The sequence below is a fragment of the Limnofasciculus baicalensis BBK-W-15 genome, from assembly GCF_024178385.1.
Taxonomy (GTDB): domain Bacteria; phylum Cyanobacteriota; class Cyanobacteriia; order Cyanobacteriales; family Coleofasciculaceae; genus Limnofasciculus; species Limnofasciculus baicalensis.
Window position 1 is genome coordinate 1 of sequence record NZ_JAMZMM010000672.1, and the last position, 1,558, is coordinate 1,558.

Consider the following 1,558-nt stretch of genomic DNA (forward strand, 5'->3'; position numbering starts at 1 on the left):
CCCTACTCCCCACTCCCCTACCCCCGCTAGTTAACCTCTATAATAGAATAAAACCCTTTAACGGTTGAATAGCTAATAATCATTGAGTAAAAATGTTAACATTTCCGTTGCAAGAGGATGAGTAAATGGTAGGCAGTTAAGTAGTGATTCGTTGGAAACTAGCTGTTTTAATGGCCGAACGCAATATCAGCAATAAGGAACTTGCTGTGTTAATTGGCATGAATCCTAAGTCTATCTCTCGACTTAAGGTACGTCGCCGCCTCACCAGAATTGATGAATCTACACTGAATGCTCTTTGTCAAGCGCTACAGTGTCAGCCTGGAGACTTGATGGTTTATGAAGAGGATCGAGATGAGCCTTGATTAAACTATTCTAGATGTTAGTAAAGTCGGTGTCTCTGTCAACCGACTTTAATATAAAATAATCTCATGTTTATCGCAGAGAGTTATGGAAAATACCACAATTTTAGGCTTATTGGCAGGGACATTAACCACGTTTTCTTTTTTACCTCAAGTTATTAAAACTTGGAAAACTAAATCTACCAAAGATATTTCTCTCGGCATGTTTGTTACATTCTGTGCTGGTGTATTTTTCTGGTTAGTATACGGTATTTTAATTAACGATATACCTGTAATTGTTACTAACTTCGTCACACTGATCTTAGCATCCTCTATTTTATGGATGAAACTGAAGTATAAACCATCAAAACACTAGTATTTTTAATCAGTAGGGAATGAGGAACGGGGAATGGGGAATGGGGACAAAAGTATCCCATTTTTGCTTGTAGGACAGGCGAGACGCTTGTCTCTGGATAGAGAATCTCTGGATCTAGAAAACGGTACTGCGATCTGCTTTGCAGCAGCGCAAGCGATCGCGAGGGTAAATTTACCTAGACTATACCATAGGAATCTATTAACCTAAAATCCTCATGTATCATGGGTTTTAATTATTCTTCTGGAACGGAGAGAGAGGGATTCGAACCCTCGTTAAAGTCACCCCTAAACAGCATTTCCAGTGCTGCGCCTTCAACCGCTCGGCCATCTCTCCAGGGAGTTATTGAGTGTGGAAAGTAGTTACCTCACCACGCCATTTCTGATTATACACTAAAAGTATGACTCAAAACCATAAAATTAAAATTCGCGATCGCAAAACTGGTACTGACTATACCCTACGAGTACCAGAAAATCGCTACATCCTTCACGCTGTGGAGCATCAAGGCGTTGATCTCCCCTTTTCTTGTCGCAATGGTGCTTGCACTACTTGTGCCGTGCGGGTACTCTCTGGAGAAATCTACCAACCCGAAGCCATGGGGCTATCACCTGATTTGCGCGAGAAGGGCTATGCTCTTTTATGTGTAAGTTATCCCCGCTCAGACTTAGAAGTTGAGACTCAGGATGAAGATGAAGTTTACGAACTTCAGTTTGGCCGCTATTTCGCTAAAGGCAAGATTCGGTTTGGATTACCCTTGGATGAGGATTAATCAAGTCGGTGACAGAGGTGAGAGGCAGGGGGCAGGGAGAGGACAAGGGGGAGAAGGGAGACAAGGGAGACAAGGGGT

General features: G+C 42.5%; 4 protein-coding genes and 1 tRNA gene. 4 read left to right on the plus strand and 1 reads right to left on the minus strand.

Features of this window, described 5'->3' with window-relative positions; all coding sequences use genetic code 11:
* The first annotated feature begins 143 nt into the window (after nucleotides 1-143).
* The 3 genes from NJ959_RS29335 (at nucleotide 144) to NJ959_RS29345 (ending at nucleotide 921) form a co-directional block, all read left to right on the plus strand.
* Nucleotides 144-362, plus strand: coding sequence for a helix-turn-helix domain-containing protein (locus NJ959_RS29335; RefSeq protein WP_254015290.1), 219 nt, complete (start codon nucleotides 144-146; stop codon nucleotides 360-362).
* 85 nt (nucleotides 363-447) lie between these two features.
* Nucleotides 448-714: a SemiSWEET transporter gene (locus NJ959_RS29340; RefSeq protein WP_256529973.1), complete on the plus strand. Its 267-nt coding sequence runs from the start codon at nucleotides 448-450 to the stop codon at nucleotides 712-714.
* A gap of 33 nt (nucleotides 715-747) precedes the next feature.
* A complete protein-coding gene (locus tag NJ959_RS29345; RefSeq protein ID WP_254015291.1) occupies nucleotides 748-921 on the plus strand; it encodes a hypothetical protein in 174 nt (57 codons plus the stop codon).
* 39 nt (nucleotides 922-960) lie between these two features.
* On the opposite strand, the gene NJ959_RS29350 is transcribed toward NJ959_RS29345, so the two are convergent.
* Nucleotides 961-1,047: transfer RNA gene (locus NJ959_RS29350), tRNA-Ser, on the minus strand.
* Nucleotides 1,048-1,111: 64 nt separating this feature from the next.
* Here NJ959_RS29350 and NJ959_RS29355 point away from each other — a divergent pair.
* Nucleotides 1,112-1,480: a 2Fe-2S iron-sulfur cluster-binding protein gene (locus tag NJ959_RS29355; protein WP_254015292.1), complete on the plus strand. Its 369-nt coding sequence runs from the start codon at nucleotides 1,112-1,114 to the stop codon at nucleotides 1,478-1,480.
* Nucleotides 1,481-1,558 lie beyond the last annotated feature (78 nt).